General features: G+C 58.2%; 18 protein-coding genes. 12 read left to right on the forward strand and 6 right to left on the reverse strand.

Annotation, left to right across the window (positions count from 1 at the left end; translation table 11 throughout):
- Positions 1-103: 103 nt before the first annotated feature.
- The 5 genes from ACODTD_RS05820 to ACODTD_RS05840 all read left to right on the forward strand — a co-directional run bounded on the left by ACODTD_RS05820 (position 104) and on the right by ACODTD_RS05840 (position 5,346).
- Positions 104-1,408, forward strand: coding sequence for a homoserine dehydrogenase (locus tag ACODTD_RS05820; RefSeq protein WP_018926703.1), 1,305 nt, complete (start codon positions 104-106; stop codon positions 1,406-1,408).
- Positions 1,409-1,474: 66 nt separating this feature from the next.
- Entirely contained in the window at positions 1,475-2,884 is a 1,410-nt protein-coding gene (thrC, locus tag ACODTD_RS05825; RefSeq protein ID WP_064382412.1) for a threonine synthase, read from the forward strand.
- Positions 2,885-3,003: 119 nt separating this feature from the next.
- Complete coding sequence (locus ACODTD_RS05830) at positions 3,004-4,374, forward strand: transporter substrate-binding domain-containing protein (protein ID WP_201817372.1); 1,371 nt, start codon at positions 3,004-3,006, stop codon at positions 4,372-4,374.
- A 118-nt stretch (positions 4,375-4,492) separates the two neighbouring features.
- Positions 4,493-4,900, forward strand: coding sequence for a response regulator (locus ACODTD_RS05835; RefSeq protein WP_041475150.1), 408 nt, complete (start codon positions 4,493-4,495; stop codon positions 4,898-4,900).
- Between the two features lie 164 nt (positions 4,901-5,064).
- Positions 5,065-5,346 carry a DUF3509 domain-containing protein gene (locus ACODTD_RS05840; protein ID WP_011332621.1) on the forward strand — a complete coding sequence of 94 codons (282 nt, stop codon included), beginning with the start codon at positions 5,065-5,067 and terminating at the stop codon, positions 5,344-5,346.
- 174 nt (positions 5,347-5,520) lie between these two features.
- Here the strand turns inward: ACODTD_RS05840 and ACODTD_RS05845 are convergent, their stop codons facing one another.
- Together ACODTD_RS05845 and ACODTD_RS05850 are read right to left on the reverse strand one after the other, a co-directional pair.
- Complete coding sequence (locus ACODTD_RS05845; RefSeq protein ID WP_489104598.1) at positions 5,521-6,414, reverse strand: TIGR02285 family protein; 894 nt, start codon at positions 6,412-6,414, stop codon at positions 5,521-5,523.
- 13 nt (positions 6,415-6,427) lie between these two features.
- Positions 6,428-7,627: a CaiB/BaiF CoA transferase family protein gene (locus tag ACODTD_RS05850; protein ID WP_248738214.1), complete on the reverse strand. Its 1,200-nt coding sequence runs from the start codon at positions 7,625-7,627 to the stop codon at positions 6,428-6,430.
- A gap of 146 nt (positions 7,628-7,773) precedes the next feature.
- Between ACODTD_RS05850 and ACODTD_RS05855 the strand changes: the two genes are divergently transcribed.
- The 4 genes from ACODTD_RS05855 to ACODTD_RS05870 all read left to right on the forward strand — a co-directional run bounded on the left by ACODTD_RS05855 (position 7,774) and on the right by ACODTD_RS05870 (position 12,045).
- A complete protein-coding gene (locus tag ACODTD_RS05855) occupies positions 7,774-8,316 on the forward strand; it encodes a YaeQ family protein (RefSeq protein WP_011332624.1) in 543 nt (180 codons plus the stop codon).
- A gap of 54 nt (positions 8,317-8,370) precedes the next feature.
- Entirely contained in the window at positions 8,371-10,080 is a 1,710-nt protein-coding gene (gene recJ / locus ACODTD_RS05860; protein WP_221615098.1) for a single-stranded-DNA-specific exonuclease RecJ, read from the forward strand.
- 233 nt (positions 10,081-10,313) lie between these two features.
- Positions 10,314-11,420 (forward strand): NADH:flavin oxidoreductase/NADH oxidase, encoded by a 1,107-nt coding sequence (locus ACODTD_RS05865; RefSeq protein ID WP_221615099.1) that lies wholly within the window; start codon positions 10,314-10,316, stop codon positions 11,418-11,420.
- A 91-nt stretch (positions 11,421-11,511) separates the two neighbouring features.
- A complete protein-coding gene (locus tag ACODTD_RS05870) occupies positions 11,512-12,045 on the forward strand; it encodes a GNAT family N-acetyltransferase (RefSeq protein WP_221615100.1) in 534 nt (177 codons plus the stop codon).
- Between the two features lie 12 nt (positions 12,046-12,057).
- Here the strand turns inward: ACODTD_RS05870 and ACODTD_RS05875 are convergent, their stop codons facing one another.
- On the reverse strand, positions 12,058-13,686 hold the full coding sequence (locus ACODTD_RS05875) for a glucan biosynthesis protein D (protein WP_085711631.1): 1,629 nt from the start codon (positions 13,684-13,686) through the stop codon (positions 12,058-12,060).
- A 403-nt stretch (positions 13,687-14,089) separates the two neighbouring features.
- Here ACODTD_RS05875 and ACODTD_RS05880 point away from each other — a divergent pair, with 403 nt between their 5' ends.
- On the forward strand, positions 14,090-14,275 hold the full coding sequence (locus ACODTD_RS05880; RefSeq protein WP_007954656.1) for a hypothetical protein: 186 nt from the start codon (positions 14,090-14,092) through the stop codon (positions 14,273-14,275).
- Positions 14,276-14,285: 10 nt separating this feature from the next.
- Here ACODTD_RS05880 and ACODTD_RS05885 read toward each other — a convergent pair whose 3' ends face one another.
- Positions 14,286-14,489, reverse strand: coding sequence for a hypothetical protein (locus ACODTD_RS05885; RefSeq protein ID WP_489104599.1), 204 nt, complete (start codon positions 14,487-14,489; stop codon positions 14,286-14,288).
- Between the two features lie 99 nt (positions 14,490-14,588).
- Positions 14,589-15,101, reverse strand: coding sequence for a BRO-N domain-containing protein (locus ACODTD_RS05890; RefSeq protein WP_011332630.1), 513 nt, complete (start codon positions 15,099-15,101; stop codon positions 14,589-14,591).
- A gap of 295 nt (positions 15,102-15,396) precedes the next feature.
- Here ACODTD_RS05890 and ACODTD_RS05895 point away from each other — a divergent pair, with 295 nt between their 5' ends.
- Positions 15,397-16,662 carry an AAA family ATPase gene (locus tag ACODTD_RS05895; RefSeq protein WP_041475508.1) on the forward strand — a complete coding sequence of 422 codons (1,266 nt, stop codon included), beginning with the start codon at positions 15,397-15,399 and terminating at the stop codon, positions 16,660-16,662.
- Between the two features lie 2 nt (positions 16,663-16,664).
- Positions 16,665-17,291 (forward strand): RloB family protein, encoded by a 627-nt coding sequence (locus tag ACODTD_RS05900; RefSeq protein WP_011332632.1) that lies wholly within the window; start codon positions 16,665-16,667, stop codon positions 17,289-17,291.
- A 61-nt stretch (positions 17,292-17,352) separates the two neighbouring features.
- Here ACODTD_RS05900 and ACODTD_RS05905 read toward each other — a convergent pair whose 3' ends face one another.
- On the reverse strand, positions 17,353-18,837 hold the full coding sequence (locus tag ACODTD_RS05905) for an APC family permease (protein ID WP_011332633.1): 1,485 nt from the start codon (positions 18,835-18,837) through the stop codon (positions 17,353-17,355).
- Positions 18,838-18,855 lie beyond the last annotated feature (18 nt).

The raw sequence follows: 18,855 nt of genomic DNA on the forward strand, positions 1-18,855 counted from the left end.
GCGTGGTCCGGCGGCAGGATTGCCGGGCCATCAACAGAGAGCCGCGAACCTGCGGTTGTTTTCACGGCCGGCCTCGTGTCGGCCGTTTTATGGGGAGTTCACAGTGAAACCGGTCAAAGTAGGCATCTGTGGGTTAGGGACCGTCGGTGGCGGAACCTTCAACGTACTTCAGCGCAACGCCGAGGAAATTGCTCGTCGTGCCGGGCGTGGAATCGAAGTGGCACAAATTGCCATGCGCACGCCAAAGCCTCAGTTCCAGACGACCGGTATTGCGATTACCAACGATGTCTTCGAAGTGGCCACGAACCCTGAGATCGACATCGTCATAGAGCTGATGGGCGGCTATACCGTTGCCCGCGAGCTGGTACTCAAGGCCATCGAGAATGGCAAGCATGTGGTCACCGCGAACAAGGCTCTGATTGCCGTTCACGGTAATGAAATTTTCGCCAAGGCACGCGAGAAAGGCGTGATCGTGGCGTTCGAAGCGGCGGTAGCCGGTGGCATTCCAGTGATCAAGGCGATCCGTGAAGGCCTGTCCGCCAACCGTATCAACTGGGTCGCCGGGATCATCAACGGCACCGGTAACTTTATCCTCACCGAAATGCGCGAGAAGGGTCGCACCTTCGAAGACGTGCTGGCCGAGGCGCAAGCGCTGGGTTACGCCGAAGCCGATCCGACTTTCGACGTCGAAGGCATCGACGCCGCGCACAAGCTGACGATCCTGGCATCGATCGCGTTCGGTATTCCGCTGCAGTTCGACAAGGCTTACACCGAAGGCATCACCAAGCTGACCACCGCCGACGTGAACTATGCCGAAGCGCTGGGCTACCGCATCAAGCACCTGGGCGTGGCACGCAGCACCGCCGCCGGCATCGAGCTGCGCGTACACCCGACGTTGATCCCGGCCGATCGTCTGATCGCCAACGTCAACGGCGTGATGAACGCGGTGATGGTCAACGGTGACGCTGCCGGTTCGACCCTGTTCTACGGCGCTGGCGCCGGCATGGAGCCGACCGCTTCGTCGGTGATCGCGGATCTGGTGGACGTGGTTCGCGCCATGACCTCCGACCCGGAAAACCGCGTGCCGCACCTGGCCTTCCAGCCGGACTCGCTGTCGGCCCATCCGATCCTGCCAATCGAAGCCTGTGAAAGCGCCTACTACCTGCGCATTCAGGCCAAGGACCATCCGGGCGTATTGGCTCAGGTGGCAAGCATCCTCTCGGAGCGCGGCATCAACATCGAGTCGATCATGCAGAAGGAAGTCGAGGAACACGACGGCCTGGTGCCGATGATCCTGCTGACCCACCGCGTGCTGGAGCAGCACATCAACGACGCGATCGCCGCCCTCGAAGCGCTGGCGGGCGTGGTCGGTCCGGTTGTGCGGATCCGCGTCGAGCACTTGAACTAAGCCGATCTCCTTCACCGGTCCCGCCAGCGGGGCCGGTGTCGTGAACACTGTCCATTGGAGTCAGTCATGCGTTACATCAGTACCCGCGGCCAGGCACCGGCCCTGAATTTCGAAGACGTCCTGCTGGCCGGTCTTGCCACCGACGGCGGTCTGTACGTTCCGGAAAACCTGCCACGCTTCACCCAGGAAGAAATTGCTTCCTGGGCCGGCCTGCCGTATCACGAGCTGGCTTTCCGCGTCATGCGCCCGTTCGTCACCGGCAGCATTCCGGACGCCGATTTCAAAAAGATTCTTGAAGAAACCTACGGTGTGTTTGCCCACAACGCCGTTGCGCCGCTGCGTCAGTTGAACGGCAACGAATGGGTGCTGGAGCTGTTCCACGGCCCGACCCTGGCGTTCAAGGACTTCGCCCTGCAACTGCTCGGTCGCCTGCTCGACTACGTGCTGGAAAAGCGCGGCGAGCGCGTGGTGATCGTCGGCGCCACTTCCGGTGACACCGGTTCGGCCGCCATCGAAGGCTGCAAGCATTGCGAAAACGTCGACATCTTTATCCTGCACCCGCACAACCGTGTGTCCGAAGTGCAACGTCGGCAGATGACCACCATCCTCGGTGAGAACATCCACAACATCGCCATCGAAGGCAACTTCGATGACTGCCAGGAAATGGTCAAGGCCAGCTTCGCCGACCAGAGTTTCCTCAAGGGCACTCGCCTGGTTGCAGTCAACTCGATCAACTGGGCGCGGATCATGGCCCAGATCGTTTACTACTTCCACGCAGCCCTGCAATTGGGCGGCCCGGCGCGTTCGGTGTCGTTCTCGGTGCCGACCGGCAACTTTGGCGACATCTTCGCCGGTTACCTGGCGCGCAATATGGGCCTGCCGATCAACCAGTTGATCGTCGCCACCAACCGCAACGACATCCTGCACCGCTTCATGAGCGGTAACCAGTACGTCAAGGAAACCCTGCACGCCACGTTGTCGCCGTCGATGGACATCATGGTCTCGTCGAACTTCGAACGCCTGCTGTTCGACCTGCACGGTCGCAACGGCGCGGCGATTGCCGGCCTGATGGATTCGTTCAAGCAGGGTGGCGGTTTCAGCGTCGAACAGGAACGCTGGACCGAAGCACGCAAGCTGTTCGATTCTCTGGCCGTGGACGATGCGCAAACCTGCGAAACCATCGCCGAAGTCTACGAGCAGACCGGTGAAGTGCTGGATCCGCACACCGCCATCGGCGTGAAAGCCGCTCGCGAATGCCGTCGCAGCCTGGATATCCCGATGGTGATTCTGGGCACGGCGCATCCGGTCAAGTTCCCGGACGCGGTGGAGAAAGCCGGTGTAGGAAAAGCTCTCGAACTACCTGCACATCTTTCTGATTTGTTTGAGAGAGAAGAGCGCTGCACCGTTCTGCCAAATGAGCTCAAAGCCGTGCAGGCCTTTGTCAGCCAGCATGGCAACCGCGGCAAGCCTCTTTAAGCGCGCAAAGCTGTCACATTTTGAAGCCCGTCTCCTGACGGGCTTTCTTGTTTTTGCATGCCACACTGCGCGCGTTTCGCCCACCAAGGACGGGCGAGTCGATGACGAAGGATGTGGCAATGCGGTTTTTTTCAGGATTGAAACCAGCCCTGTGCTGGTGGTTTTTGTTGGGAGGCTTCGGGCTGGCGCAGTGGGCCGAAGCTGCCCATCTGGCGAAGCATTCCGAGGCGCTGGAGAGTGTTCAGCTTATCGAGCTGGATGAACATGAGCGTCAGTGGATTCGAGAGAATCCCCGAGTGGTCGTTGCCTCGGTGCAATACCCGTTGTATCTGTTTCAGGACGAGCATGGCCAGTGGAGCGGCTTGAACAACGATGTGCTCAAGCACATCAGCACCATGACCGGATTGCAGTTCGTCCATCAGGAGTCGTTTTCCACCGATCACATGCTGGAACGGCTCCAGAGTGGCGTGGCCGACATCAGCACGACGTTGGCAATGAATGACGAGCGCAAGGTATTTCTGGACTTCAGTCACGCGTTCGGTGGTGCCGGATGGGTGTTCGTCGGTCATTCGGACGAGCCGGCGATACAGTCGCTCGCAACGCTGACCAAGCGGGTACTGGTGCTGCCGGCCAGGCATGCGCTTGAGGACAGCATCCGACGCGACTACCCGTCGATCCAGATCCGCTCGGTCAAGACCTATGCCGAGGCTCGGGCACTGGTCGAGAGCGGCGAGGCCTACGCCACTATCGAAAACGAGATCGGGGCTCAGCTGTTTCCCTCAGGGCTGCTCAAGGTCGGTGGTCTCGTGGAGGGCAAGTGGGAGGCCGATCATCTGGCCGTCCGCAAGGGAATGCCTGAACTGCTGAGCATCCTCAACAAGGCATTGGGTGCTTTCTCGGGGGCTGAACTGCGGGCCATGCGTCTTAAATGGCTGGGAGGCGTTTCCCCTGTGCCCGCACCCTCGATCGGGGCACGCATGATCGAGTGGGGCTGCTGGGCAATGGGCGCTGTGGGTTTGTTTGGGCTGCTGTCGCTATTGTGGAACCGTCGACTGGCGGCGCAAGTAAAACAGCGACGTGAGGCGGAAAAGGATCTGGGCGATCAACTGGCCTTTCAACACGCACTGATCGATGCGATGCCCGACCCCGTGTTCGTGCGCGATCTGCAGGGACGCTTGATCATGTGCAACCGCAGTTATGAGGATGCTCTTTCGGTCCGGCAGGAGCAGGTGCTGGGCCGCATGCTGTTCGAGTTTGATGCACTTCCGCAGGCTACGGCATTGATGCTGCACGACGAATTCATGGCGCAGCTGGGTACGCGTAAAACACGCTTCAGCAAACGACAGTTGATGTTCAAGAGCGGCCCCCGTCAGATCTATCAGTGGACGGTGCCGTTTTACAGTGCCGACGGAAAGCTGCGTGGCCTGCTCGGAGGCTGGACGGACATCACCGAGCGGCGGAAGGAGAGCGGGTGTCGATGTCTGCATTAAAGATGGGAAAAGTCCTATAAGCAGCGATTCCTTTTCTGATGGGAGGCTTAGGACCACTGCCCTAGAGTGACAGGCCACTGCGGCGTGAATCCGCGATTGTCGCTCCAGAGGTCGTCCCATGCGCTCGCTCAAGATCCTGATTCTAGAACCCAATCCGTTCCAGCTGATGGCGTTGCACCAGATGCTCAACGCCATTGGTATCTACGATGTATTGACCGCTCCCACGCTGAGTTCGGCAAAGCGTTCACTCGAACGACGCGGCGCGGTCGATATCGCCATATGCAATCCCCAGCTGAAGGGCGGTGACGGACTGGCACTGATCACGCATCTGGTCGCTCGACAAAAGGCACGGTCGCTGATTTTGCTGGGGATGGTAGCCCCCAGCCTGTTGGCCGATCTTGAGGTGCTCATGGAGGACGACGGGGTGAGGCTTCTGGGCAGCCTGCCTACGCCGGTTTCGGCCGTGCTGATGCGCAAGTTGCTGGACCGCTACCTGTCGTCACCCCGACATCCGGTCAGTGCCTGAGGCGGCCGGTTATTTTTCTGTCATCTTCGCCATGCATGCTCCGATAGGCCGGTGACGCTCCGGGAGAGGCCGGCGGCAGGCAGAACTTTCCTCTCGGGCCGGTGGTCATTTACTGTGAACACGCCCCAGACACTGTGTTTTCGGACTATTGAGTGGAGATCGAGATGGAAAGTATCAGTCTATTGCTCGGTGAGGCTCTGAGCCCGTATCAGGTGACGTTGACCCCTCGCGGTCGCCATGGCGAATGCCTGGTGACCTTGAAGAACGGCAGCGGCGCGATCGTGGTGGAGCGCGAATTCAATCAGGCGCAATTGAGCGACAGGCGCCAACTGACGGATGTAGTCGACGGTCTGCACCGTGACATCCTGATTGCCGAAGGCCGGCTGGAGCCTTGTGTGATCGCGGCGTTGCGAAACGCGGCCCTCGACAAGCACCCGACCCTCTGAAACTGATTTTTCTTTTGTGGGAACCTTCCTGCACCCAGGTCAGTCAGACCCCGTAACGGCAGGATCAAGCATTGTGCTCCGGTGCTTGTCGCTTGCTGCTACGGGTCTTTGATACAGACCACGTTTAACCCCGAGTCGTCTCCCCACTTCTCGGGGTTTCTTTTTGCCCGGATTTCACTGCGCGGCTTGTTGCTGGAAGAAAATCCGCGCCTGTTCCAGATAGTCCTGGCGCCTCTCGGGGTCGAGCCAATCGGCGTAGAGCTGGTTGAGATGTTCGTGGGGCAGGGTGCGCAACAGCTGATTGATTTCCGTGATTGCCTGCCGGCCTGCGGTAGTGTCGGTGCAGCCCACATGGCCCGACAGATACTTGCCCGTGCCGCGAATCGGGAAGAACAGCAATTCGTCCTCGGCGATCTTGGCCTGGCGCGCCTGATAACGGATTTCCGGCCAGTAACCCAGCACCACCTGCAAACGCCCCAGACGCTGCATCGACAGCAGACTGATGAGCGCATCGTTGCCGTAGTGAGGCGTCAGCGCGCCGCTCGGTGCCTGATGCAGCAATGTATCGATGTACTCGCCATAACTGCGCTCCGCGACCACTCCGACTTTTCGCTCGCCGTTGGCCAGAAACGCCGACAGGTCGACTTCGCCCTCGACCAGAAATGGCTCCAGCACTTCGCGATCTCTCTGACGCACCACCAAGCCATTGCTGACAGCACGGAACGCGGGAATGGAGAACGCGATCCACTGTGCCCGTTCCTTGTTCCAGATCAGCGACGGGTCGCAAGCGAAGGGATGTTCATGCAGCATTTGAGTGCCACGGGCGCGATTGACCCGCATCAAGGTGTGTTCGTATTGCGGCATGCCGGCAATCAGCATCGGCATCAATTGATCGATAACGCCCTGGCCCTTTTTCGGGCCTTCGAAGATCGTCAGCGGCGGCAGGTCGCGCAGCAGCCAGATCAACGTCGGTTTGGCCTGTGCCCACCCCGGCAGCACCAGCAGAAATAGCAGGCCGAACAACCGCCAGGTCCACCAATGGTGGGCGCGGTTCGAGGCCGAGGGCATCAGGCGCTTCAGCTCAGATGGCTCCGTCTTCGCGCAGCCGGGCGATCTGCTTCTCGTCGTAGCCAAGATCGTGGAGTACCTGCGCATTGTGTTCACCGAGCTGCGGTCCGACCCATTCGGACGTGCCGGGTGTCTCAGAGAGTTTCGGCACGATGCCCGGCATCTTGAAGGGTTTGCCGTCCGGCAGTTTGGCGTGCAGGAACATTTCCCGGGCCAGGTACTGCGGATCATTGAACATGTCCTCGGCGCTGAAGATCCGGCTGGCCGGCACTTCGGCCTGGTTCAGCAGGTCCAGCACGGTTTGCAGCGGCAGCGAATTGACCCAGCGGTCGATCACCCCATACAACTCGTCACGGCGGGTGTCGCGTCCGTCGTTACTGGCGAGCGTCGGGTCATTGGCCAGATCTTCACGGCCGATGATCAGCATGAAGCGCTTGAAGATCGCATCGCCGTTGGCGCCGATCTGCACGTGTTTGCCGTCGGCGCTGGTGTGGATCGAGGAGGGTGTGATGCCCGGCATGATGTTGCCGGTACGCTCGCGAATGAATCCGAACACATCGAACTCCGGGACCATGCTTTCCATCATGGCGAAGATGGCTTCGTACAACGCCACATCGACCACCTGACCGAGACCACCGTTGACCTCGCGATGACGCAAAGCCATCAACGCGCCGATCACGCCCCACAAAGCCGCAATCGAATCGCCAATGGAAATCCCGGTGCGCACCGGCGGCCGGTCTTCGAAACCGGTGATGTAGCGCAGGCCGCCCATGGATTCGCCGACCGCGCCGAAACCTGGCTGGTCCTTCATCGGCCCGGTCTGGCCGAAACCGGACAGGCGCACCATCACCAGTTTGGGATTGAGTGCGTGAAGGGTTTCCCAGCTCAGACCGAGTTTTTCCAGCACGCCGGGGCGGAAGTTTTCGATCAGGATATCGGCTTCACCCAGCAGTTTTTTCAGGATCGCCAGGCCGTCGGGGTGTTTCAGGTTCAGCGTCAGGGACTTTTTGTTGCGTGCCTGGACGAACCACCACAGCGACGTGCCTTCGTACAACTTGCGCCACTTGCGCAACGGATCACCGCCGTCCGGCGACTCGATCTTGATCACTTCGGCGCCGAATTCGCCGCAGATGCGCGAGGCAAACGGCCCGGCAATCAAAGTACCCAATTCAATGACTTTCAGACCGCTGAGCGGTTTGTTGGCGAACGGCATGCGAGATCCTGTAGGACAAGGCTGAGCGGATACAGCGTTTTAACATAGCCGGCTGTCAGTCGCGCAAGGTTGATCGCCATCAATTCGTGGATTGCCTACAGCATCGGTTAGACTTGCCGACTTTCCTCGTATCAAGAAGCTCGTTCATGGCCCAGCCGTCCACTACCTACAAATTCGAACTGAACCTCACCGATCTTGACCGCAGCGTCTACGAGAACGTGAAGCAGACCATTGCCCGCCACCCTTCGGAAACCGAAGAACGCATGACCGTGCGCCTGTTGGCCTACGCGCTCTGGTACAACGAGCAACTTTCGTTCGGTCGTGGTCTGTCGGACGTGGATGAACCTGCGCTGTGGGAAAAGAGCCTGGACGACCGTGTCCTGCACTGGATCGAAGTCGGCCAACCGGACGCGGACCGCTTGACCTGGTGCTCCCGTCGCACCGAGCGCACCAGCCTGCTGGCCTACGGCAGCCTGCGCGTCTGGGAAGGCAAAGTGATTCCGGCAATCAAGAACCTGAAGAACGTCAACATTGCGGCTGTCCCGCAGGAAGTGCTGGAAACCCTGGCCAAGGACATGCCCCGCGTCATCAAGTGGGACGTAATGATCAGCGAAGGCACGATCTTCGTCACCGATGACCGTGGCCAGCACGAAGTCCAGCTCACCTGGCTGCAGGGTGAGCGCGGTTAAGTCCGCGCTACTCCGGAAAAATCCCACGTATCCAAGAGAAGCTCCTGTCACCCCATGCGTATCGATCCTCGCCCGTTGCCCGCCACTCTGCCGTTTCTCGGTGAATTGCCACCTTTGCTGACCCGCCTGTACGCGGCGCGGGGCGTGAAGTCCGAGGCAGAGCTGGACAAGAGCCTGGCGCGGCTGATTCCGTTCCAGCAGCTCAAAGGGATCGATGCGGCGGTTGACCTGCTGGTGACAGCGCTGGAGCAGCGGCAGCGGATCCTGATCGTCGGCGACTTCGACGCCGACGGCGCGACGGCCAGCACCGTGGGCGTGCTCGGTTTGCGCCTGCTGGGCGCGGCGCACGTCGATTATCTGGTGCCGAACCGCTTCGAATACGGCTACGGCCTGACCCCGGAAATCGTCGAAGTCGCGATGACTCGCAAGCCGCAACTGTTGATCACCGTCGACAACGGTATTTCCAGCGTAGAAGGTGTGGCAGCCGCGAAGCGTCACGGTCTGAAGGTCTTGATCACCGACCACCACTTGCCCGGCGATGAACTGCCGCAAGCCGATGCACTGGTCAATCCGAATCAGCCAGGCTGCGAGTTCCCGAGCAAGGCGCTGGCCGGGGTCGGGGTGATTTTCTACGTATTGATGGCTTTGCGCGCACGCCTGCGCAGCCTCGGCTGGTACGAGAGCAAACCACAGCCGAACATCGGTGAACTGCTGGATCTGGTGGCGCTGGGCAGCGTTGCCGACGTGGTGCCGCTGGATGCCAACAACCGGATTCTGGTGCACCAGGGGCTGGAACGGATTCGCGCCGGGCGTGCGCGGCCGGGGATCAAGGCGATCCTGGAAGTGGCCAAGCGTGAGGCTTCGCGCATTACGTCTACCGACCTCGGCTTCATCGTCGGCCCGCGCCTGAACGCGGCGGGGCGTCTGGATGACATGAGCCTCGGGATCGAGTGCCTGTTGACCCAGAATGCAGAGCTGGCCCGCGAAATGGCGGCGCAACTGGACGGCATGAACCAGGATCGCAAATCCATCGAGCAGGGCATGCAGCGCGAGGCGCTGGCCCAGCTCAAGGACTTGCCGGTCGAGTCGATGCCGTTCGGGTTGTGCCTGTTCGATCCGGAATGGCACCAGGGTGTCATCGGTATTCTGGCGTCGCGGATGAAGGAGCGGTATTTCCGCCCGACCATCGCCTTCGCCGATGCCGGCGACGGCTTGCTCAAGGGCTCGGGCCGTTCGGTGCAGGGTTTCCATATTCGTGACGCGCTGAGCGTGGTGGCGGCACAACATCCGGATTTGATCAGCAAGTACGGTGGCCACGCGATGGCGGCTGGTCTGACCTTGCCGCAGGAGAATTTTCCGTTGTTCGCCGAGGCATTTGACGCTGAGGTGCGTAGGCAGCTTCGGGAAGAGGACCTGACCGGGCGTCTGCTGTCGGATGGCACGCTGGCGGTCGAGGAGTTTCATCTGGAGCTGGCTCGTGCCCTTCGTCACGCCGGGCCGTGGGGCCAGCATTTTCCAGAACCGCTGTTTCACGGGGTGTTCCAGTTGGTCGAGCAGCGGGTTGTGGGTGAGCGGCACCTGAAAGTGGTGCTGAAGACTGAGTGCGGCTCGGTGAAGCTGGATGGCATCGCCTTCGGCATCGATCGCGATATCTGGCCGAACCCGACGATCAAATGGGTCGAACTGGCCTACAAACTCGATCTCAACGAGTTTCGCGGCAATGAAACCGTGCAGTTGATGATTGCCCACATCGAACCGCGCTAAAGGACTTTGCGCCCCTTAACTGAAGGGGCGCAGGAAGTTTCAATTGTGCTGTTTCATTTCTGAACCCTCCCTCATCCCCGGATGTCGACTAGGCTCTAAGCACTGCTTGATTGGCCTTGTGACGTCTTGTCGAATTTTTTGCCCGCGGGGGCGGGTACTGCACCTTTTTCCTGTCACTCGTCGACTTTTCAAACAGAACCCTGGAGCCTGCCCACTGATTTGAGAGGTGCCCCATGAGTCTGCTGCTTGAACCCTTTACCCTTCGCCAACTGACCCTGTCCAACCGCATCGCCGTGTCGCCCATGTGCCAGTACTCCAGCGTCGATGGCCTGGCCAACGACTGGCATCTGGTGCACCTCGGCAGCCGTGCCGTGGGGGGCGCTGGCCTGGTATTTACCGAAGCCACGGCGATCACGGCCGACGGGCGGATCACCGCCGAAGACCTGGGCCTGTGGAACGACGAACAGATCCTACCGCTGCAACGCATCACCCGTTTCATCAACGCACAGGGCGCGGTGGCCGGCATTCAATTGGCCCACGCCGGGCGCAAGGCCAGCACCCATCGGCCGTGGATCGGCAAGCACGGCAGCGTCAAACCGGAGGACGGTGGCTGGATCCCGGTGGGGCCTTCGCCGATTGCCTTTGACCCGCAACACACCCAACCGAAACAGCTGGATGAGAGTCAGATCGCCCAGGTCATTCAGGATTTCGTGGCCGCAGCCAAACGTGCGCTGACCGCCGGTTTCAGTGTGGTCGAGGTGCATGCGGCGCACGGTTATCTGCTGCACCAGTTTCTATCACCACTGAGTAATCAGCGCCGCGATCAGTATGGTGGTTCGTTCGAAAACCGCATTCGTCTGGTGCTGCAAGTGACCGAGGCGGTGCGCGCGGTGTGGCCGGAAGAACTGCCGGTGTTTGTGCGCCTTTCGGCTACCGACTGGGTCGAGGACGGCTGGAATCCGGATGAAACCGTGGAGCTGGCGCGACGCCTGAAAGCCTTGGGGGCTGATTTGATCGATGTCTCGTCTGGCGGCACGGCAGCCAACGCGGAAATCCCCGTGGGGCCGGGATATCAGACGCGCTTCGCCGAACGGGTGCGCAAGGAGTCAGGCATCGCCACCGGCACCGTGGGAATGATTACCGAGCCGGCTCAGGCCGAGCACATCCTGAGAACCTGCCAGGCCGATATCATCTTCCTCGCCCGTGAGCTGCTGCGTGATCCGTACTGGCCACTGCACGCCGACGATGACCTGGGGGGACGCAAAGCGGTGTGGCCGGCGCAGTATCAGCGTGCGACCCATCGGGATCAGCCGATTCACGAGTCTGATCTGCGGGATTGATTCCGACCCGCCGCAAAGCCTATAAAACCCGCCATTGAAATGGCGGGTTTTTTCTTGCCTGCCGTCCGGAATTGCAAAGGAATGTATCGCAATGTTGATCGAACGTGAGCTGACTGAATCGGACTTGCCGCTGCTGGCGCTGATCGACCGCAGCGAGTTGGTCGAGGAATGCTATCGCGTGGAAAACGGTGAGTTGATTCTGTATCCGGCGCGTTTCGACATGCGCGGCTGGCCCGAAGGGGAGGCGGAGGAAAATGCGCGGGTATTGGAAAAATGCTGGCGCAGCGGTGGGTGGCTACACGGGATTTTCGATGGCGAGACGCTGGTGGCGGCAGTGGTTGTGGATAACCGGGTTATTCACAATCAGGGTTTGAAGATGCGGCAGTTGAAGTTTCTGCACATCAGCCGCGCCTGGCGCGGGCAGGGATTGGGCGGGCGATTGTTTGCACTGGCTTGCGGGCATGGCCGGGAGGTCGGTGCCGAGGCGCTGTATGTCTCGGCGACCGAGTCGCGCAATACCGTGGAGTTCTATCAGCGCCAAGGCTGCCGGTTGCTGGAACAACCGGATTCCGAGCTGTTTGATCTGGAACCCCACGATATCCACATGTACTGCCCGTTGGCCTGACGGCTCAACGCATCAAGGGTACTTGCGCTTGTCCGGCGCCGGCGGGAAGTACTGGTACAGCCAGGTCTCACTCAGCGTGCGGTCGTTGGTGCGGATGAACAGCCGCAGCTCCACCGGATCCACGCTGTCGTTGGTCGGGTACCAGTCGAACAGGATCCGGTAGCCCTTGATGTCATCCAGCACCAGCACGCTGAAGTCCTGCACCTTGCCGTTGGAGCAAGTCACCACCGGTTCGATCCCGGTGCCCTGCGGCAGGCGATCCAGGCCGCCACCGGTGAAGTCCACAGCAAAGCGACGGGCCCAGACCGGCGGGTAATGCTCGCCCGGTGCCCAGCCTTCGACGAAGCCTCCCATGCCCGAACGGGTCGCATGCACCCGCGCCAGCGGCGTGCCGACCGGCGGCAGGGCGCTCCAGTAGAGCTTGTAGCCGTAGTTCAGCGAATCCCCGGCGGCTACCGGTTTCTTCGGCGTCCAGAACGCAACGATGTTATCGAGTGTCTCGCCGGTTGTAGGAATTTCCAGCAGATCGATAGAGCCTTCGCCCCACGCGGTTGTAGGTTCTACCCACAGACTCGGACGCTTGCTGTACCAGTCGACGGTGTCCTGATAGTTGGCGAATTCGTGGTCGGTCTGCACCAGACCGAAACCTTTCGGATCGGTGTCGGCGAAGGCGTTGAATTGCAAGGTTGCCGGGTTGTTCAGCGGACGGCAGATCCACTCGCCGTTGCCGCGCCACATGGCCAGACGATCCGAGTCATGGATTTGCGGGTGGATGGTGTCGCACATCCGGCGCTCGTGGGTGCCGCAACTGAACATGCTGGTCATCGGAGCGATGCCCAGTTGTTCGATGGCGGTGCGGGCGTTGATGTGAGCATCGACTTCCATCACCACGCGCTCAGCCTGGCAATCGATGTCGAAGCGATAGGCGCCGGTCGCGCTCGGCGAGTCGAGCAGGGCGTAGACCACGAAGCGGGTCGCGTTCTGATCCGGGGTCTCGAACCAGAACTTGGTGAAGTCAGGGAATTCTTCGCGTTTCTTGGCGTAGGTGTCGACAGCCAGGCCACGGGCGGAGAGGCCATATTGGCCAGTGGCATCCACGGCGCGGAAGTAGCTGGCGCCGAGGAACGACACCACGTCATGCCGATCCAGTTCCGGCGCCTTGAACAGCTTGAAGCCGGCAAAACCCAGGTCGCCCTTGAGCTGCTGGGTGTCGACCGAGGTGTTTTCATAGTTGAACAGCTGAGGGCGGAAATGCACCTCGCGGGCCGTGCGGGTCTTCGGATCGACGCTGTACATGCGCACCGGCTGGCGGAAACCCATGCCGACGTGGAAGAACTGCACATCGAGCTGACCCTTGTTCTCCTTCCACAGCGAATGCTCGCCGTCGTAGCGGATCGCGTTGAAGTTCTGCGGGGTCATGGTCGCCAGGGTCGGCGGCAGCACCTGTTTGGTGTCCTGATAGGCGCTGCCGGCCAGTTGCTTGGCCTGGCGCTTCAGCGTTTCAAAGTCGAAGGCCTGGGCCTCACCGTCGGCGGCACCGCCAGAGGCGGCCCAGGCGCGGGAGGCCAGCAGGCCCGTAGCCGATAGGCCGGTATAGGCCGCAATGGCCATGGACGCTTTGAGCAAATTCCTGCGGTGCATAGATACAACCTGTCGTGGACAATCCCGCGCCGTTCCTGGCACGTACTGGATCAGAAATTACGGTTCGGACAAGCCTTCGGCCAAACGCTACGGACTAGTAACAGATGCCCGCTAGCTTAATCGGTTCGCCGATTTTGCAAAATTCATTGATGGCACGGCGACAGCGTCTCAATGAAACAAGACGTTACGGTTATTTATCTCACAGACCTTTCTGATTTATAGGGCATATCTGCTTTTTTCGACTAATTACTCTAAAAACAGCTTTTCAGCGCCGATTTAATTTCTATTCTATGGGCATCGCCGGTCACGACCCATCCGACCGGCAGGGCTCAAATCGCTGCTTAAAGGAGCAGGGCGATGCGGTTATCGAAAATTTCTGACGTACTGGAAAAGGACATCGTCCATGACAAAAGGACAAGGCATCACCGAAATGCTGGGCATCTTTCCCTGCCTCACCAACGTCCGGCGAAGACGCCGGCTCAGTCCTGACGAACTGAAACTGGTGGAGCGTTACCGGGAGTTGTCGGAAAGCGACCGGATTGCGATGCGGTATCTGGTGGATGCGATGAGGAGTGTTTCGCGGTTTTGAAACAGGAGGTTCACCGTGAAAGCCATTTGGCTTTCACGGTGGCCAGATCAACCAACTTACCCGCATCTGCATCGGCGATGCCGACATGGATTGCGTGCAGATGCTCGGCAACCGCACATTGTTTGACGAGTTTTTGCAGGTAGTCTTCAGCAAAATTCTCGTCGCTCGGGATGATTTCGAGAATGGGCGGTAGTGCAGGGATGGCGTTGTGCATCTGTTAGGGACTCGGTCAGAAATTGGTCGAGGTTGATGGTAAACATTGAAGGGTCGGACTCTGGAGTCCGGCCCTTTTTCATTGGCCCAAGTGAGGCCGTCAGCTACATGTCCCCGCGACCAGATAGGGCTGCTGACCAAGCACTAATTCCGGCATATCACGCCATTTCACCCAAGCCTGTTGTTGCCAGTGCAACAGCGGCACGGTGACGCCGGCCCAATGCATCGAGCTCAGGCTCGGGCAGTTCTCCGCTGTTACTGAGCTGGTTTCCCGCAGGATGGGAATGACTTCATTACTCAGCCATTGGCGCAGGTTGCGGTTTTCCGGGATGAAATGGTGAACCAGCAGCGCAAACATGCCGGATTCGCTGACCATTGGCGTCTCGACAACTTTGCCGTACTTGCTCAGCCGGACGGTGCGGCGTTGGTCGGGGTCGAGTTTCAGGGTGACGCGTGGGTTCAAGGGATGGCCCATCATGCGGCCGAGATCCTGAGCGCAGAACCAGGCTTGGTGATCGAGAAGGAGAGCGTGGAGGAAGCGGTTGTGGCGGGTGAATACGGTGGGGATGAAGTAAGGATGATCTTTAGAGGAATTTTGAGTTTGATTGGGCATTTGTCGACTCCAATATTGAGAATAGAGCCGCCACTCGGATGAGTGCGGTTGCGCCATTTTGATTTTGTTCCGGCTTCGACACCGGGCTGTTGATATCACAGCCGGAGTAGAGCCTACCTAGCAGGAGTTTCACCGCCAAGTCCACATAGTCGACGTGATCTGTAGGAAATGCGGAGGTCCTTCGTTCGCTAGGACCTTTCGGCGTTGAAAATTTATCATGTGTAAAAAAACTGCACTTCGTCTCAAAAATAGCTATATTCAGTTCAATTTTTCGCACGAAGTGCAGGTTTTTTACATGTTGATTGAATTTTCAGTTTCTAACTATCGCTCCTTTCGTGAGAAGCAGACGCTTTCGATGGTGGCAACCCCACGCCTTAGTAAAAAAAGAAACGTGTTTAAGCCTTTTGTGGATGGAGAAAAACTCCCAAATCTCCTGAAGGTCGCGGCGATTTATGGACCTAATGCCTCTGGAAAGTCTTCGCTTATTCAGGCCTTGGGTGTAGTGACAGAGTTGTTGAGTATCACACCTACAGCAGATAATAAGGGCTTGCCTGTAAAGGCATTTAGATTTGATCCTGAACTTGCGGATCTGCCTAGTAATTTTGAATACAACTTTATAAAAAATGGACTTCGCTATCAGTTTGTTTTAGGGGTTACAGAAAAGAGAATTGTTGAGGAAAGGCTTACATCTTACCCAAAGGGAAAGGAGTCTTTGCTATATAGTCGTGAACTAACGAGCAAGGGCGAGCGTTATATCTTTGGTGAAGGGCTGGAGGGCGGGAAAGAGGTCCATGAGGCTTGGAGGAGACTGACAAGCCCTAAAACACTTTTTATTGCGCAGTCAGTAGCAAATAGTAGTGAGGAATTGAGGCAGCTTAGAGAACCGTTTGAGTGGTTTAAAACTACTCTTTGGTCAATTGAACAGGATTCGATGTTGCGTTGGTCTACCGCGTCAATAAGGATTCTGAAAAAAGTTCCTAGGTTTACTGAACATTTGGAACAGTTTTTGCGGGATGTAGATATTCCAGTTTCCAACATTGAGTTTGAAGATTCAGTAGCTGAAACGGCGCTGATGAAAGCCTCCGAAGCTTTATCGGCAGAAAATGTGTTTGGAGGAGATCAGAACGATAAGACGACTCTAACGCACACAACTCTATTGGGTAGTGCGGAGTTTGATTTTTCAGAGGAGTCAGGTGGTACAAAAAACCTTATTGGTTTTTGGTTGCCTTGGACAACTATGAATTTTAGGTCGGATAGTGAAGGCGGCATATTGGCGGTTGACGAGCTTGATAGTAGCTTGCACCCGGAAATTGTCGCCGATCTTATAGAGAAGCACTTAGATAGGAAAATAGACTCACAGTTGATTTTCACCACGCATGATACGCACTTGATGAATGCTAAGGTGCTAAGGCGTGATCAGTTTTGGATAACTGAGCGCGATGAAAATGGTGCCACTAAGCTTTTCTCAATCCATGATTTTGAGGGGCGAGAAGGTGAGGATGTAGAAAAGCGTTATTTTGAAGGGCGCTATCGTGGACTACCTCTGATCCGGAGGAAATAGTCATGGGCCGCTCAGCAAATTCTTTTGATCGGAAAGGCTCGAAGTTCAAACCACAGCCGAAGATTCTAATTCTGTGTGAGGATACTAAGTCTGGAAAACGCTATCTTGAAGACGCCGCTCACCATTTTCGAGCTAATGCTCAAGTAGAGATTGCTCACTGTGGGGTAACTCATCCAAGTGGAATTGTCGAAAGGGCGATTGCTCGACAGAAGAGTTTTGATAAGGTCTTCTGTGCTTTAGATCGTGATACTCATCTATGCTTTGATAGAGCAATTGATTTGGCTAAGCCACATCAAAAAATAAAGATAATAGCGTCCTTTCCTTGCTTCGAATTTTGGTTGTTGTTGCATTTTGGTTATAACAGAAAGCCGTTCACTGCAGTGGGTAAAAACTCTCCAGGAGACCTCGTGACGAAAAGCCTTAGAGAGAAACCTTACATGGGTAAATACGAGAAGGGGAAAGATATAAGCTATTTTGCCCAGCTACTTGGTGAGCCATTTCAAAAAGCGCGAGCCTTAGCACCGAAGGTTCTTGAGGATGTTGCTGTCAGTGGGGAACCTAATCCCAGCACTGAAATTCACCTGCTAATGAATGAATTCGAAATCCTTTCTAAACCTCAGTTGCTATAGCAGTCAAACAAAGTCCCGATCCGTGATTTGAGAACCGGGACTTTATTTTAGTGGAGGAGAGTTACCGACCCACCTTCCACGCATCCCCAGCCGGCGCCTTCCCATGGTCATACGGCTTGCCAATCCACATATAAACCAGCCCCAGCCCAATCACGATCGCCGTGCTCAGCACCATCGCGTAGTTGATGTACCACGCCGCATCCGGGGTGCGTGGCCAGGCCATGTTGATGATTGCGCCGACGCCGTATACCAGCGCGCCGATGTTCACCGGCCAGCCCCAGGCGCCGAGGGTGAATTTGCCGCTGGGTTTCCAGCCTTTGCTGCGGGCGTACAGGGCGGCGAGGACGATCATCTGGAACGCGAGGTAGATGCCGATGGCGGCGAAGCTGACGATGGTCGCCACGGCGTCTTGCAGGAAAAATCCGAGGGCGATGATCAGGCCGGGCAGGACGCCGGACACGAACAGGGCGGCAACTGGAACCTGGGTCGTAGGAGAAATCTTTTTCAGCAGTCGGCTGCCGATGACCATCTCATCGCGAGCGTAGGAGTACAGCAGACGACTCGCCGCCGCTTGCAGGCTGATGACGCAGGAGATGAAGGAAATCATTACCACGCCCATCACCACTTTCGAACCCACCGGGCCGAAGGCGTTGTTGAGGATGGTGGTGACCGGATCCTTGTCGGTGCCGTTGATCACGGCCTGCATGTCCGGCACAGCGAGGATCAGCGCCAGGCAAGCGAACATTGCCGCGATGCCGCCGATGTAGATGGTCATGCGCATGGCCACCGGGATTTTTGCGCTCGGGTTCGGGGTTTCTTCGGCGACGTCGCCGCAGGCCTCGAAGCCGTAGTAGAGGAACATCCCGGCCAGCGAAGCGGTGAGGAAGGCCGGCAGGTAGGAGCCGTCGACGCTGATATCGAAGGTGTTGAACAGCACGCTGATCGGCTGGTGACGCTCGAAAATCAGCAGGTACACGCCGACGATCACCGCGCCCACCAGTTCGCAGAGGAAGCCGAACATGGCGATCCGCGCCAGCACTTTGGTGCCGCTGAGGTTGACCAGTGTGGCGAACAGGGTCAGTACCAGGGCGATGACGATGTTGGTGTTGTTGCTTGGCTCAAAACCCAGCATGGCGGCGAGGTACGGGCCGGCACCGACTGCCACGGCGGCGATGGTCACGCACAGGGCTATGGAGTAGATCCAGCCGACCATCCATGCCCATTTCTTGCCCACCAAGCGACGCGCCCAAGGATAGACACCGCCGGAAATCGGGAACTGCGACACCACTTCGCCGAAGATCAGGCACACCAGCAATTGACCGCAACCGACCAGCAAATAGGCCCAGAACATCGGCGGCCCGCCAGCGGCCAGGCACAGGCCGAACAGGGTATAAACCCCTACGACCGGCGACAGATAAGTGAAGCCCAACGCGAAGTTTTCCCACAGGCTCATGCTGCGGTTGAAGTTGGAGGTGTAACCCAGTTGGCGCAGTTGTTCGGCATCGCTGTCGGCAACGGCGGCTGAGAGATCGGGTAATGCACTCATGTGTGTTTGCTCCGTGAA

The sequence above is a fragment of the Pseudomonas sp. FG35 genome (genome assembly GCF_057809295.1).

Bases quoted from the DNA above. Each gene is read 5' to 3' on its own strand.
- thrC (WP_064382412.1), top strand. From the start codon at position 1,475: ATGCGTTACATCAGTACCCGCGGCCAGGCACCGGCCCTGAATTTCGAA.
- ACODTD_RS05830 (WP_201817372.1), top strand. From the start codon at position 3,004: ATGCGGTTTTTTTCAGGATTGAAACCAGCCCTGTGCTGGTGGTTTTTG.
- ACODTD_RS05835 (WP_041475150.1), top strand. From the start codon at position 4,493: ATGCGCTCGCTCAAGATCCTGATTCTAGAACCCAATCCGTTCCAGCTG.
- ACODTD_RS05840 (WP_011332621.1), top strand. From the start codon at position 5,065: ATGGAAAGTATCAGTCTATTGCTCGGTGAGGCTCTGAGCCCGTATCAG.
- ACODTD_RS05845 (WP_489104598.1), bottom strand. From the start codon at position 6,414: ATGCCCTCGGCCTCGAACCGCGCCCACCATTGGTGGACCTGGCGGTTG.
- ACODTD_RS05850 (WP_248738214.1), bottom strand. From the start codon at position 7,627: ATGCCGTTCGCCAACAAACCGCTCAGCGGTCTGAAAGTCATTGAATTG.
- ACODTD_RS05855 (WP_011332624.1), top strand. From the start codon at position 7,774: ATGGCCCAGCCGTCCACTACCTACAAATTCGAACTGAACCTCACCGAT.
- recJ (WP_221615098.1), top strand. From the start codon at position 8,371: ATGCGTATCGATCCTCGCCCGTTGCCCGCCACTCTGCCGTTTCTCGGT.
- ACODTD_RS05865 (WP_221615099.1), top strand. From the start codon at position 10,314: ATGAGTCTGCTGCTTGAACCCTTTACCCTTCGCCAACTGACCCTGTCC.
- ACODTD_RS05870 (WP_221615100.1), top strand. From the start codon at position 11,512: ATGTTGATCGAACGTGAGCTGACTGAATCGGACTTGCCGCTGCTGGCG.
- ACODTD_RS05875 (WP_085711631.1), bottom strand. From the start codon at position 13,686: ATGCACCGCAGGAATTTGCTCAAAGCGTCCATGGCCATTGCGGCCTAT.
- ACODTD_RS05880 (WP_007954656.1), top strand. From the start codon at position 14,090: ATGACAAAAGGACAAGGCATCACCGAAATGCTGGGCATCTTTCCCTGC.
- ACODTD_RS05885 (WP_489104599.1), bottom strand. From the start codon at position 14,489: ATGCACAACGCCATCCCTGCACTACCGCCCATTCTCGAAATCATCCCG.
- ACODTD_RS05890 (WP_011332630.1), bottom strand. From the start codon at position 15,101: ATGCCCAATCAAACTCAAAATTCCTCTAAAGATCATCCTTACTTCATC.
- ACODTD_RS05895 (WP_041475508.1), top strand. From the start codon at position 15,397: ATGTTGATTGAATTTTCAGTTTCTAACTATCGCTCCTTTCGTGAGAAG.
- ACODTD_RS05900 (WP_011332632.1), top strand. From the start codon at position 16,665: ATGGGCCGCTCAGCAAATTCTTTTGATCGGAAAGGCTCGAAGTTCAAA.
- ACODTD_RS05905 (WP_011332633.1), bottom strand. From the start codon at position 18,837: ATGAGTGCATTACCCGATCTCTCAGCCGCCGTTGCCGACAGCGATGCC.